This is a genomic window from Nocardia brasiliensis (assembly GCF_042691675.1).
Lineage (GTDB): Bacteria > Actinomycetota > Actinomycetes > Mycobacteriales > Mycobacteriaceae > Nocardia > Nocardia brasiliensis_D.
The window spans coordinates 4,447,416-4,459,365 of the sequence record NZ_CP170507.1; the positions used below are offsets into that span (position 1 = coordinate 4,447,416).

General features: G+C 67.6%; 16 protein-coding genes. 7 read left to right on the top strand and 9 right to left on the bottom strand.

The genetic code is table 11. From position 1 onward, the window contains the following. Window positions 1-6: 6 nt before the first annotated feature. Window positions 7-1,416: an MFS transporter gene (locus ACFK0J_RS20500; protein ID WP_378729585.1), complete on the top strand. Its 1,410-nt coding sequence runs from the start codon at window positions 7-9 to the stop codon at window positions 1,414-1,416. Here ACFK0J_RS20500 and ACFK0J_RS20505 read toward each other — a convergent pair. The 4 genes from ACFK0J_RS20505 to ACFK0J_RS20520 form a co-directional block, all read right to left on the bottom strand. Then, on the bottom strand, window positions 1,384-1,878 hold the full coding sequence (locus ACFK0J_RS20505) for a hypothetical protein (protein ID WP_378729587.1): 495 nt from the start codon (window positions 1,876-1,878) through the stop codon (window positions 1,384-1,386). The genes ACFK0J_RS20500 and ACFK0J_RS20505 overlap by 33 nt on opposite strands. A 12-nt stretch (window positions 1,879-1,890) precedes the next feature. Next, window positions 1,891-3,108 (bottom strand): hypothetical protein, encoded by a 1,218-nt coding sequence (locus ACFK0J_RS20510; protein ID WP_378729589.1) that lies wholly within the window; start codon window positions 3,106-3,108, stop codon window positions 1,891-1,893. Window positions 3,109-3,163: 55 nt separating this feature from the next. Then, window positions 3,164-3,298, bottom strand: coding sequence for a hypothetical protein (locus ACFK0J_RS20515; protein WP_263407250.1), 135 nt, complete (start codon window positions 3,296-3,298; stop codon window positions 3,164-3,166). 130 nt (window positions 3,299-3,428) lie between these two features. Then, a complete protein-coding gene (locus tag ACFK0J_RS20520) occupies window positions 3,429-4,190 on the bottom strand; it encodes a dienelactone hydrolase family protein (protein WP_378729591.1) in 762 nt (253 codons plus the stop codon). 60 nt (window positions 4,191-4,250) lie between these two features. Here ACFK0J_RS20520 and ACFK0J_RS20525 point away from each other — a divergent pair, with 60 nt between their 5' ends. After that, window positions 4,251-4,568 (top strand): MarR family winged helix-turn-helix transcriptional regulator, encoded by a 318-nt coding sequence (locus ACFK0J_RS20525; RefSeq protein WP_378742944.1) that lies wholly within the window; start codon window positions 4,251-4,253, stop codon window positions 4,566-4,568. 6 nt (window positions 4,569-4,574) lie between these two features. Here the strand turns inward: ACFK0J_RS20525 and ACFK0J_RS20530 are convergent, their stop codons facing one another. Then, window positions 4,575-5,516 carry a LysR family transcriptional regulator gene (locus tag ACFK0J_RS20530; RefSeq protein ID WP_378729593.1) on the bottom strand — a complete coding sequence of 314 codons (942 nt, stop codon included), beginning with the start codon at window positions 5,514-5,516 and terminating at the stop codon, window positions 4,575-4,577. A gap of 133 nt (window positions 5,517-5,649) precedes the next feature. On the opposite strand from ACFK0J_RS20530, the gene ACFK0J_RS20535 reads away from it, so the two are divergent. Then, a complete protein-coding gene (locus ACFK0J_RS20535; RefSeq protein WP_378729595.1) occupies window positions 5,650-6,876 on the top strand; it encodes an MFS transporter in 1,227 nt (408 codons plus the stop codon). Here ACFK0J_RS20535 and ACFK0J_RS20540 read toward each other — a convergent pair. Then, the gene (locus ACFK0J_RS20540; protein WP_378729597.1) at window positions 6,849-7,598 is read right to left on the bottom strand and encodes a TetR/AcrR family transcriptional regulator; all 750 of its coding nucleotides are present in this window, start codon (window positions 7,596-7,598) and stop codon (window positions 6,849-6,851) included. The genes ACFK0J_RS20535 and ACFK0J_RS20540 overlap by 28 nt on opposite strands. Window positions 7,599-7,700: 102 nt before the next feature. On the opposite strand from ACFK0J_RS20540, the gene ACFK0J_RS20545 reads away from it, so the two are divergent. The 4 genes from ACFK0J_RS20545 to ACFK0J_RS20560 all read left to right on the top strand — a co-directional run bounded on the left by ACFK0J_RS20545 (window position 7,701) and on the right by ACFK0J_RS20560 (window position 10,528). Continuing rightward, the gene (locus ACFK0J_RS20545) at window positions 7,701-8,660 is read left to right on the top strand and encodes an ATP-binding cassette domain-containing protein (protein ID WP_378729599.1); all 960 of its coding nucleotides are present in this window, start codon (window positions 7,701-7,703) and stop codon (window positions 8,658-8,660) included. After that, entirely contained in the window at window positions 8,660-9,484 is an 825-nt protein-coding gene (locus ACFK0J_RS20550; protein ID WP_378729601.1) for an ABC transporter permease, read from the top strand. The genes ACFK0J_RS20545 and ACFK0J_RS20550 overlap by 1 nt, the downstream gene beginning before the upstream one ends. A gap of 110 nt (window positions 9,485-9,594) precedes the next feature. Next, window positions 9,595-9,999: an NUDIX domain-containing protein gene (locus tag ACFK0J_RS20555; RefSeq protein WP_378729603.1), complete on the top strand. Its 405-nt coding sequence runs from the start codon at window positions 9,595-9,597 to the stop codon at window positions 9,997-9,999. 31 nt (window positions 10,000-10,030) lie between these two features. Beyond that, the gene (locus ACFK0J_RS20560; RefSeq protein ID WP_378729605.1) at window positions 10,031-10,528 is read left to right on the top strand and encodes a hypothetical protein; all 498 of its coding nucleotides are present in this window, start codon (window positions 10,031-10,033) and stop codon (window positions 10,526-10,528) included. 45 nt (window positions 10,529-10,573) lie between these two features. On the opposite strand, the gene ACFK0J_RS20565 is transcribed toward ACFK0J_RS20560, so the two are convergent. From ACFK0J_RS20565 to ACFK0J_RS20575, 3 genes are read right to left on the bottom strand one after another with little or no spacing between them, the layout of a single operon-like run. Next, window positions 10,574-11,173, bottom strand: coding sequence for an ATP/GTP-binding protein (locus ACFK0J_RS20565; protein ID WP_378729607.1), 600 nt, complete (start codon window positions 11,171-11,173; stop codon window positions 10,574-10,576). Then, window positions 11,154-11,528, bottom strand: coding sequence for a DUF742 domain-containing protein (locus ACFK0J_RS20570; RefSeq protein WP_218469030.1), 375 nt, complete (start codon window positions 11,526-11,528; stop codon window positions 11,154-11,156). The genes ACFK0J_RS20565 and ACFK0J_RS20570 overlap by 20 nt, the downstream gene beginning before the upstream one ends. Next, window positions 11,525-11,950 (bottom strand): roadblock/LC7 domain-containing protein, encoded by a 426-nt coding sequence (locus ACFK0J_RS20575; protein ID WP_378729609.1) that lies wholly within the window; start codon window positions 11,948-11,950, stop codon window positions 11,525-11,527. The genes ACFK0J_RS20570 and ACFK0J_RS20575 overlap by 4 nt, the downstream gene beginning before the upstream one ends.

Here is an 11,950-nt window from a genome sequence, read left to right on the forward strand (position 1 = left end):
CCGAGCATGCGCACCCGGAATGCGTTGTCCCCGCCCGATGATCGAGAGTTGCGCACGGCGGGGATCCTGCTGATCCTCGCGTGTGCGTTCGTTCCGATGATGGACACGTTCATCGCCGGTGTGGCATTACCGGGTATCCGGCGCGACTTCGGCATCGAGCAGGGGTCGGCGCTGCTGAGTTTGGTGCTGGTCGGTTATCTCGCCGGATTCGGGTCGCTGCTGATCCTCGGCGGTCGCGTCGGTGACCGCTTCGGGCGTCGCCGGGTGCTGTGGGTGGCGGTAGCCGGGTTCCTTGTCACCTCGGCGCTCTGCGGTGCGGCACCCACGTTCGAGGTACTGGTCGGCGGCCGAATATTGCAGGGCGCCAGCGCGGGGTTCGTCATGCCCCAGGTGCTGGGCTTGGTCACCGCCCGGGCCGGGCAACGCCGGGAGCGCGCGATCAGTTGGTATTCGTCGATGAGTGGCCTCTCCGCGCTCATCGGTCTGATCGGTGGCAGCGCGCTGCTCGACGTTATCGGTGGCGACGCGTGGCGGTGGCTGTTCCTCATCAACATTCCGGTCGGCATCGTCGCGTTGATTCTGCTGCCACGCATGGTGCCGGACACCGAACCGAATCTCGGGCAATACATCGATGGTCGCGGCGGTGCGCTGTTGTCGTCGACGGTGTTGTCGTTCTTGTTGACAGTGTCGTTGTCGTCGATCCTCGGGCCCGCGGTGATCGCCCTGGCCGTGCTGACGGTTGTCGTCGGCTGGGCGTGGCTGTCGCAGCAACGGCGACGGGCGGGCACGACCGAGCCCGCGGTGATCCCGCAGGGCATGTTCGCCAACCCCGATCTGCGCTGGGCGCTTGCCCTGATGTTGCCGTTCTTCGCCGGCGCCGGGGGATTTCTTTACGCGCTGCCGCAAACGTTGCAGGAGGGTTTGGGGCATTCACCGCTGCTCGCGGGCGCGTTGACCGCGCCGATGGCATTGGGGTTCCTGATTTCGTCGTTCGCGGTCCCGCGGATACGTGGTCGACTCGGTGTCGGCGCGATCGCGCTGGGCGCGTCGGTGCAAGGCGCCGGTCTGGCGGGCATGGCTGTCGCGGTGACGGCGGCGAGTTCGCCGCTGATGTGTGTGGCGATGTTGCTGATCGGCACCGGGCAGGGCATCACCCTCGGCGCGATGAACGCGCACCTGCTGGCGCTGGTTCCCGCCGAACTGGCGGGCATGGGTGGTGGTGTGCTGCTCACCGCGCAACAGGTTTCCATCGCGACCGGCGCAGCCGTGCTGGGGACCGTGTTCGGTGTGCTCGTGCAGTCGTCGGGGCATCGCACCGCGATGGTGGCGGTACTCGGCGTGCAGGTGCTGCTGGCGGCGATCGTGATCATCGCCAGTTTGCGATCAGCGGCCGGTCGGCGCGTCGGCAGGCGCTAGCGACGAGATGTCGCTGAGGCTGTACCCCATTTCTTCGTGCAGGAAGCGCACCATCGTCCACCATCTGCCGCCGTCGGCGTCGAACTCACCGAATCTGCGGCTGTAGAGCGGAATCCACCGCAGGAATTGCTCGATCATGACTTCACGCGAGGGCTGCTGCTGTCCGTAGTCGTCGTAGGAGATCGACCGGTGATGGATGAAATGTCCACCGGGGAGCCGATTCTCGCAGAGATCGACATACTCCCGGGTTTGCAGAATGAGGTAGTGCCAGACCTCATCGATGGCCTGCTCGACCGGAAGGAACAGCCCGCTGAGCTCGTCGCGGTGCGCGGAGACCAGCGTCAGGTACCGCACCGCCTCGCGGACCTGGACGCGGGCGGTGGGCTCATCGACCTGATTGTGCTGCCGCACATAGCGGACCGTCTCCTCGTAGAGGTCGCCGAGAATCTGGTGTTCGGTCATCCGCGAGCTCCTTCATCGAACCAGCCAGGCGTACTTGCCGGACTTGCCGATCGGAATGTGGGTGTGGTGCGCGACGGTGACGGTCGACCCGGTCAATCTGGTTGCCGCGTCGGCCAGTTCGTCGGCGCAAGCGCGATCGAGTGCCGCGCCGTCGAAGGTGGTGTAGGCCAGCCGCGACTGTGCACCGTCGACGCGCAGCTGGTAGACGAACACCCGTGGGCTGATGTCGGCGATGACATCGTCGAGCTCGGCCTGCGAGGTGATGGCGGTGTCGGTGACGAGCAGTTCCTTCTCGCGGCCGCAGAAGCGCACGATCTGGCCGGGATCCGACGATCCGTCCCGGGTGTGCACGCAATCGCCGGTGTTGTAGCGGATCAACGGCATGAACGGGTTGCGGATGCTCGACACGACCAGGCTGTGAATGCCACGGGTGCCGGGAATCGGCTGGAGCTCGACTTCCATCTCACCGAGGTGCGGGTGGTAGCGGCCCTGCGTATCGCCGTAATACAGGTATCCGAGCTCGGTGCTACCGAACAGCTCGATCACCGGACAGTCGAGCCGTTCGGCCAGGAAGCGCCGGACGTTGCGCGGGGTGAATTCGTAGCCGTGGATGGCGCTGACCGGCTGCGCGAACCGGTCACCGGCCGCTTGCAGCAAGTAGGCCGCATGGTAGGACGAGCAATCGAGATGATAACGGCCGCTACCTCTTTCGGCGCACACCGTATCGATCTCCGTCAGCATCTGGTCGACGGCCGCCGGAGTCCAGCGTGCCGGGTCCAGCTCCTGATTGACATACACGGTGCGGTCGTCGAGCCACCGCCGTGCGATATCGGCCGGCGTGCCGCCCTTGGCTTCGTTGATCCGCGCCACGTGGTCGGTCGCCAACCGGGTGGTGACGGAGATGCGCGGGACACCGGCGGCGAAAGTGTCACCGATCTCCGGGTGGTCCCGCCATACCGCGTAGTAGGTCTTCAGCAGGAACAGTGGCGGCCGGATCAGCTGCATGCGGGCATGATTCGTTCCGGTAGACCAGACATACTGTGCGGCACCGGATTCCAGTGCCGCGCGGACCCTCGATGTCAGGAACGAATCCGGAAAAGATTCGGCGAGGTCGGATTTCGTGATGATCGGGAAGGAATTCGCCGCCGCGTGCTCGCGGTAGAAGGGGATGTCGCGGATCGCATCGACGAAGACGCTCGGCAGCGGGCGGGTGCGGGGAGTGTTGGTCATAATGTCCGGGGAGTCCGGGCCGGGCCGGGAACGCGGCTCGGCCCGGAGACCGCGACTAGGAGATGCAGCCCGCCTTGGAGATACAGCCTGCCTTGGAAATGCAGCCGTCCTTGGTGCCGGATTCGGAGTTGGCGGCTACCCACTTGTCCCAGTTGGCATCTTGCGCGAGGGTCTTGATCAGATCGTTCATGGTGTATCCCTTTCGATCGACATAACCTGGCTGCCTGCCATGGTAAAGGCTCGGTAAAGCCCTGTCCTGCCCTGTGATCGCTGTCACTGCGCGGCCGACCCGGCCGCACAGTCCGCAGCTCAGCTGTGGGTCAGGGTGCGGTCGAGGAGGGGAAGCAGCGATCCCAATGGCGCTGTAGTGCGGCGGGGTTGAAAGCGGCGGTGTCGGACATGGTGAAGCCGTGGACGGTGTCGGGGTAGACCTCGCAGGTGTAGCGGACGCCCGCGCCGTCGAGGGCCCGCTCGAGATCGCCGATGGCCTCGGGGGACATGTCGCCCTCGGCGAGGCCGAGGTGGACTTCGGCGGTGAGCTCGGAGACGAGGCGGTGCGGGCTGTCGGGTGCGTCGGTGACCAGGAAGGCGGGGTGGAATCCGGCGACGGCGGCCACCCGGTCGGGGTGGGCCGCCGCGGTGCGCATCGCCAGCAGGCCGCCGAGGCGGTAGCCGATCACGGCGACCGGTCCGGCACCGACCTCGGGCCGGGTGGTGAGGAATTCGAGGTAGGCGTCGGCGTCGCGCAGGATGCGTTCGGTGGTGTGCGCCTGGATCAAGGGCATCAGCTTAGCGATGAGCGCGGGGCGGGTCTTTTCGCCGATGTGCTCGGGAAGCTCGACCACCGGTGCTGGGCCGTGCCGGTACAGCAGGTTGGGGACGAGCACGAAGTACCCGTGCTCGGCCAGTTCGCGGGCCATGCGCTCCAGCACGGGCCGCGGGCCGAAGGCGTCCGGGTACAGCAGCACGCCCGGGTGCCGCTGGCCGCGATCGGGGAAGACGGCGAAAGCGTCGGCCCGACCACACCGGCACCCCGATTGCGCGCACTGCCCAGTCGGCTGTTGAGTCAGGCTGCGGCGCATGGCGATCGGCTGGTGTCGACCGGCCTCGCCCGGATCGGCGCGCGCAAGTGGCACTACGCGGTGCTGGCCACGCTGGCCGAATGGGGGCCGTCCAGCCAGGCCGAGCTGAGCCGGCGTACCGGCATCTACCGCAGCGACATGGTCGCGGTGCTCAACGAACTCGAACGCGACGGGTACGCCGAACGCGTGCCCGACCCCGACGACCAGCGGCGCAACGTCATTACGTCGACCGATTCGGGCACCGCGCGGCTGCACGAACTCGATGTCGTGCTTTCCGGCCTGCAGAACGAACTGCTCACCCCGCTCACCGCGGCACAACGCAAGCAGCTGGCCGCGCTGCTGACCAAGCTCGTCGACCACCACAGCGCCAATTCCTAGCGGCGGCTACTCATCCGGAGTTTTCGTGTAGCCGGAACCCCAGGTGTCACCGTCCGCGCTGTCGTGGTGTCTGGACCGCAGGTAGTCGCGGAGTGTGGTGAGCGGGGGGTGTGCGTTGTCGCTGCGCCAGATCAGCGAGTGCGGGTAGACCGGGGTCGGGTTGCGCACGGGAATGCGTCGCAGATCGTAGTGCGCGGGCCACAGGAGTCGAGCCTGCTCGCCGACGAAGGTCGCCACCGTCGCGGAATCGGCGATCACGTCCAGTAGGGCCTCGGTGCCGAAATTGGGACCGGTGGCGTCGATGGTGAGCCCGAACGCGGCGGCGAGTTCGGCGTAGTAGTCGGCCCATTCGGTTCCGGTGACGATGCCCGGTATCCAAATCCGGTGTCCGGCAAGCTCTTCGAGGGTGACCGCCGGGGCGGTGGCGAACCGGTGGTGCGGTCCGGTGAGCAGGTGGTGGGGTTCGTCGAGAACGGGAACGGTCTCGATGCCGTCCGGCAGCTGTCGGACGGGCACGGTGACGGCGCGGAAGGAGGCATCGACCTCGCCGGAGCCGACGGCCGCGATCGCCTCGTCGGCTTGGAGCAAGGCAACGATGTCCAGCTCGATCTCCGGATAGGCCCGATGGAAGTCGCGCATCAGATGTGCCGGTGCGATCCGCCGTCCGATCACGTCGACGCGCAGCGCGCGGCGGCCGGGTCGCACGGACGCGGCTGCTCGCTCCGCGGCCCGCAGCAGATCGCGGGCGTGGGGCAGGAACGCCTGCCCGTCGATGGTGAGTCGGGCGCCGCGCGCGGTGCGGGTGAACAGGCGCACGCCGAGCTGCTTCTCCAGGGCGGCAATGCGTTTGGAGACGCCCTGCTGGGTGATCGACAGCTGCACCGCTGCTTCTTGGAACTGGCCCGCGTCGGCGACGGCGGCGAAGGTGCGTACGGCATCGAGATCCACGGCGACAGACGTTAGTCGGACAACTGATCGTTGTGGCTCGCTGGTGCGGCGGTTGTTTGATCAGCAGCCACGCCGGTTGTTTGGATATCGCGGGTCAACGTCGGGTTGTTCGATCGAGTTCGCGAGGCTGGGCATGAGTACAGGCGGGTCGTGGGGGCGGCAGTTCGGGTGGCTGTGGGCGGCGTATGCGGTGAGCACGTTCGGCACCTGGCTGGCGTTCGATGCGTTCGCCCTCATCGCGATCCTGGTACTGCACGCCGGGCCCGCCGAGGTATCGGCGCTGGCCGCCGCGGGACTGGCGGTGGGTGCGGCGCTGGCGGTGCCGCTGGGGCCGTGGGTGGAGTTCCGGCACAAGCAGCCGGTCATGATCGGGATGGACCTGGTCCGGTTCGTGGCGTTGGCCAGCGTTCCGGTCGCGTATCTGCTGGGCTGGCTCAGTTTTGGTCAGCTCCTGGTCGTGGCGGTGGTCGTCGCCGCGGCGGGCAACGCATTCACCGCGGCGAGTGGCGCGTTCCTCCGGACGCTCGTTCCGTCCGCGGATCTGCTCGTCGCCAACGGTCGATTCGAGGCGACCAGGTGGACCGCCACCGCGCTCGGACCGCCGCTCGGCACCGCCGCGATCGGGCTGTTCGGTCCGGTGACGGCCGTGCTGGCCGATGCGCTCAGCTTTCTGCTCTCCGCGGTGGGGATCCGAGCGATCGGTGCCGACGAGCAACCTCCCGTACGCACCGCCGAATCACGGTTGCGCGCAGGCGATGTGCTCGACGGGTGGCGCTACCTCCTGACCCATCCCACGTTGCGTCCGTTGTTCTTCAACGCGATCCTGGTCAACGGCCTGATCATGGCGAGCTCGCCACTGGTCGCGGTCCTCATGCTCGCCCACCTCGGGTTCACGCCGTGGCAGTACGGCATCGCATTCGGCGCGCCCTGCCTCGGCGGCCTGATCGGTGCCCGGCTGGCCCGCCGATTCGTCGCCCGGTTCGGACAGCACAACGTGCTGCGCACCGTCGGGGCACTGCGCGCGGTCTGGCCGCTCGGATTGGCCTTCGTCGGCCCGGGCACCACCGGGCTCATGCTCGTCCTCGCCGTTCAGTTCGGGCTGGTGACCTGCATGGGCGTGTTCAACCCGGTGTTCGCCACGGTCCGGCTCGATCAGGTCCCGGTCGAGCGAGCCGCCCGCACTCTGTCTGCGTGGTCGATAACCAGCAACGCCACCATCGCCGCCATGACCGCCCTGTGGGGACTGCTGGCCGCCAGCACCGGTCCGCGCACCGCGATCGCGATCGCGGGCCTGCTCATCCTGGCCACCCCAGTGCTGCTTCTCCGTCACCCCTATTGCGTATCCCGTTGCGCGACATAATGTTCGAGCCCGTCGAGAATGCGTTGCAGGCCGAAGCCGAAGTGGTCGAAGCCCCGATCGAAGGAGTCCTCGGCCAAGGAGGCCATCACCGGGTAGCGGCCGCTGGCCAGTGCCCGCTCCAGGACGGGGTACTGGGCCGCCCAGAATTCGGCGTCGGTCAGGCCCGTCTTGCGTTCCACCTCTTCCTGATACAGCTGGGTGCGAGCGACCCCGTCGACGTAGCCGCTGATCATGATGACCACGGAGACGAGCTCGCGATCGGGCAAGCCCATCGGCCGGATCCGGGACAGCATCACCTCCATCCCTTCGACCGCGCTCGGGCCGAGCACGGGGCGGGCCTGATTCACCTGGAGTAGCCAGGGGTGGCGGCGGTTGAGTTCGAGTTGCTCGTAGGCCATCGTCTCGAGCGCACCCCGCCAGCCGTCGCCGCGCACGGGCTCGCCGGTCGGGCGTTGCACCCGATCCAGCATCACCCCGAGCAGTTCGGCCTTGCCGGGGACGTAGCGATACAGCGACATGGCGCCGGTGCCCAGCTGGGTGGCGACCCGGCGCATGGTGACCGCGTCGAGCCCCTCGCTGTCGGCCACCTCGATCGCCGCCTCCGCGATCCGATCCAAGGTCAGGCCGGGCTTCGGTCCCCGGCTCGGGCGCGGACCGGAATCCCACAGCAGCGCGAGGGTGCGCGTGATCTGACCGCTTCCGCTGGCCTCCGTGCTCGTCATGATGGCCAGAATAATCGCTTGGCCAAAGAACTGGGTACGTTGTACTCTTATTCGGGTACAACGTACCCAGTTTAGGGTGCAGGTTCGATTCGGAGGGTGATAGTGAACGATTACGCGGTCTTCGCCGAGGGGCTCGAGAAGAGATATGGGGACAAGCGCGCCCTCGACGGGTTCGATCTGACCGTGCGACGCGGCACGGTGCACGGTCTGCTCGGACCGAACGGCGCGGGCAAGACCACGGCGGTGCGCATCCTGTCCACCCTGATCCGGCTCGATCGCGGCTCCGCCACCGTGGCCGGGCTCGACGTGGCGAAGTACCCCAGGCAGGTCCGCGCGCGGATCGGACTCACCGGTCAGTACGCGGCGGTCGACGAGGTGCTCACCGGCAGGCAGAACCTGGAGATGTTCGGCAGGCTCTTCCATTTGGGCAATGCCGAGGCCAAGCGGCGGGCGCGCGAGCTGCTGGACCGGTTCGACCTCACCGACGCCGGCGACCAGGGGGTCGGCAAGTACAGCGGCGGCATGCGGCGCAGGCTGGACCTGGCGGCGTCGATGATCCTCGCCCCCGACGTGTTGTTCCTCGACGAACCGACCACCGGCCTGGATCCGCGCAGCCGCGGCGAGGTGTGGGATTCGGTGCGGGCCTTGGTCGCCGACGGCACCACGGTGCTGCTCACCACCCAATATCTGGAGGAGGCCGACAAACTCGCGTCCAGGATCACCGTGATCGATCACGGACGCTCGATCGCCGACGACACCCCCGACGGGTTGAAGAACACGATCGGGGCCGACCTGATCGAGGTCGTCGCGGTGGACGCGATCGATCTGCCCGCGGTCGCCAAGGTGGTGGCCCGGGTCTGCGTCGGCGAACCCGATATCGACGAGGTGGAGCGGCGCGTGCACGCACCCGTCACCGATCGCGTGGCCGCGCTCACCGAGGTGGCGCGCACCCTGCAGGACGAAGGCATCAATGTCGAGGACATCGGGCTGCGCAGGCCCAGTCTCGACGACGTCTTCCTGCACCTGACCGGACACCGCACGAGCACGGAGGAAGCGGCCTGATGACCACCATGGATCTCACCTCGGGCAAGACCCGATCCCGCGTCTACTGGACGCTGATGGATTGCTGGAATGTGGTGCGGCGCGGGCTGACCCACTATCAGCGCCAACCGGTGAACATCGCCTGGCAGCTCGGCTTCCCGATCCTGTCGGTGCTGCTGTACGGGTATGTGTTCGGTAGCGCGATGACCGTGCCCGGCGGCGGCGACTACCGGGACTTCCTGATGCCCGGCATGTTCGCGATGACGATGGCCTTCGGCTTCATCAATACCGCGACGCTGGTCGTGCACGACGCCACCAAGGGTGTCATCGACCGCTTCCGTTCGATGCCGATGTCCCCGTCGGCGGTGGTGTCGGGGCGCGGTGTCACCGATCTGATCGTCGCCTGCGCCGAGTTGACGATCCTGATGCTCACCGCGCTGGTCATCGGCTGGCGGCCCGACGGTGGCGTTCTCGGCGGTCTCGCGGCGTTCGGTTTGCTGCTGTGGCTGCGGTTCGCGCTGATCTGGGTGGGGGTGTGGCTCGGGCTGATGGTGCCGAACCCGGAGGCGGCGGGCGGTCTGTTCGCGGTGGCGTTCCCGTTGACGATGATCTCGAGCATTTTCGTTGCGCCCCAACTGATGCCGAGCTGGCTGGGAGCGATCGCCTCGTGGAACCCGATCTCCTCCACGGTCGCGGCGGCACGCGAGTTGTTCGGCACACCGGTCGGCAGCGGGGACACCTGGATCGAGCAGCACGCACTGTTGATGGCCCTGGTCTGGCCGCTGATCCTCACGGTTGTCTTCCTGCCGCTGGCGGTGCGCCGCTTCCAGCGACTGAGCCGGTGAGCTAGCCGGAGCTTCGCACTGATCGAACGGGACAGCACGGCGAGAAAGGGCGAGTGGTCGCTCGGTGGTGTCCCGTTCGGTGCCGAGGGGCGGGCGGTTAGGGTGCGGGGGTGGCGGATGGGCGGCTGATCGATACGGTGGCGTGGGTGCGGATCGAGGGCGGGCGGATTCTGTGCGCGCGACCGCGCGGTAAGGATGTCTTCTATATTCCGGGCGGGAAGCGGGAGGGGGACGAGACCGATCTGCAGACGCTGGTGCGTGAGATCGAGGAGGAGCTCACCGTCGCGTTGCGGCCGGAGACCGTCGCCCACGTCGGCACTTACCAGGCGGTGCACGAGCCGGCGATCGGCCTGGTCGTGCGGATGAGCTGCTACACCGGCGACTATCACGGCACGCTGGCCGCCAGCAGCGAGATCGAGGAGATGGCGTGGTTCAGTTACGCCGATCGCGCCCTGGTACCTCCGGTCGATCAACTGTTGTTCGATGACCTGGTGGATGCGGGCCGATTGAGTTGAGCCCTCGGCACAACACGCTACCGTCGGCGGTATGACTGTGCTCCTCGGGTGGCTGCGCGCGGCCGCCTACGCGTTGTGGGCGCTGCCACTGGCGCTCGGCCCGGTAGCCACGCGGCTGCGGGTGCCCCGGCGGCTGCTCGGCGAATCCATCACCCCGCGTGACCGTTTGGCAGTGCGTGCGGTGCTGCACTCGGTGCTCGGTGCCGCGCTGGGTCTGCTGAGCTGGTTCTTCGCGTTCCTGGCCGTGGTGGGTCTGGTGCGCGGCGTCTGCTACCCGCTGGTCGCCTCGGACGACTACGAGAACTCCTGGGGCGGGCCGACGTTGACCGGTGCGTGGTCGGTGCACGCGCTGATCGGTATCGCGATGCTGCCGGTGTGGTTGCTGCTGCTGGCCGGGCTGGGCACGCTGCAGGTGCGGGTCGCCCGCGGTCTGCTCGGACGCGCGGGCCCGCGCTGGCCGGTGCCGGTGGCGCTGTTGTTGTGTGCCGCCGGTGTGCTGTTCTTCCTCGCCTGGCTGCAGCAGGCGTGAGCGCGGCTGTGCCCGACAGCTTTCGGCTGTCGGGGCCCGGCTGCCTCAGGTGGTGACGATCGGCCGCTGGACGCGTTCGATGAGGTGTTCCACCAATGTCATCAGCACCGTCTTGCACGAGCCGCGGTCGCGGGCATCGCAGAGCAGCACGGGAGTCTGCCGGTCGAGGTCGAGTGCGTCACGCACCTCCTCGACGGTGTACACCGGTGCGCCGTCGAAGCAGTTGACCCCGACCATGAACGGCAGTCCGCGCCGCTCGAAGAAGTCGACGGCGGCAAAGGAATTGCCGAGCCTGCGGGTGTCGGCGAGCACGACCGCGCCGAGCGCGCCGCGGGCCAGCTCGTCCCAGAGGAACCAGAAGCGGTCCTGTCCCGGCGTGCCGAACAGGTACAGCACCAGGTCTCGGTCGATGGTGAGCCTGCCGAAGTCCAGTGCGACCGTGGTCGTGGTCTTCGATTCCACCCCGGACAGATCGTCGACGCCGGTGCTGACTTCGGTGATCAGCTCCTCGGTGCGCAGGGGCGCGACCTCGCTGATCGCCGAGACCATGGTCGTCTTGCCGACACCGAACCCGCCGGCGACGAGGATCTTGACCGAGGCGGCCAGGTGTGGGGTGCCGCTCGGGTCAAATTTTTCGGATTCCATCCAGTACCGCTCGCAATATGTTGAGGTCTTCGGGCCCGGCTTCCGTCGGAACGGGAGCACGGAATATCAGGTGTCCGTCGCCGATGAGGTCGCCGACGAGGATCTTCGTCACCGCGAGCGGTAAACGCAACTGTGCCGACACTTCGGCCACCGACTGCGAAACCCGGCACAGCCGAAGGATATCGGCGTATTCGGGTTCCATCCGGCGCAGTGCGCCCGCGGTGTCGTCGACGACCACCGAGGTGAGCATGTCCAGCTCGGGACCGGCGCCGGTGGTGCGCCCGCGCGTGAGCGCGTACGGGCGGACCAGCGGGCCGGCCGCCTCGTCGAACCAGGGCTCACGCGGGTGGGTCATGACAGATTCGACTCGCCTTGTCCGACGAGGTCGCGTCGTGGCGTGGTGGACAGATAGGTGCCGACCCGCTGGACGGTCAGGTTCATCTCGTAGGCCACCATGCCCAGGTTCGCGGACTCGATGGCTTGCAGTGCGAGACAGGCGTTGTCGCCGGCGGAGGTGACGAACAGCACGGCCCGGTCCAGTTCGATGACCGCCTGGCGGACCCCGCCGCCGTCGAATCGGTTGCCCGCGCTGCGGGCGAGCCCGTACAGCGCCGAGGACATGGCACCGAAGTGTTCGGCGTCTTCCCGGGTCATCGCGCTGGAGCGGCCGAGTAACAGTCCGTCGGTGGACAGCACCACCGCGTGCCGTACCCCGGCCAGCCGGTCGACGAGATCGTCGAGTAGCCAATTGAGATCACCTGTGGGAGAAGAGGACAC